This is a genomic window from Halalkalibacter flavus (genome assembly GCF_036663575.1).
In the GTDB taxonomy this organism is placed as follows: Bacteria; Bacillota; Bacilli; order Bacillales; family Bacillaceae_D; genus Halalkalibacter; species Halalkalibacter flavus.
This window is the reverse complement of record NZ_JAWRVK010000353.1, coordinates 1-248: the sequence shown is the minus strand read 5'-3', so window position 1 is coordinate 248 and position 248 is coordinate 1. Positions and strand designations below refer to the sequence as shown.

General features: G+C 27.4%; 1 protein-coding gene. It reads right to left on the bottom strand.

Annotation, left to right across the window (positions count from 1 at the left end; translation table 11 throughout):
- The coding region (locus tag SAY88_RS25450; RefSeq protein ID WP_332635223.1) for a hypothetical protein at positions 1-248 on the bottom strand (248 nt) is incomplete at both ends.

Sequence of the window (248 nt, the reverse complement as noted above, 5' to 3'; positions counted from 1 at the left end):
AAAAATTGAAATGTCTTAACTATCTCAGAATTTTTTAAAAGTTGAGGATTTAGTCCCCGTCGGTGCAAATTAGTAATAGTTGAACTAAGTATAGATGCAACAAATGTTGGTGAATTATTTTTATCATCACAAATTTTTTCAAATAATTCTAAATAATCTGAATCAAAAATCTGCTCAGCAAGTTGAAGATTAAGTTCATAATTATTTTGAAGTTCAGAAATAGACTCATTCCAGGATTTTGGAATTTG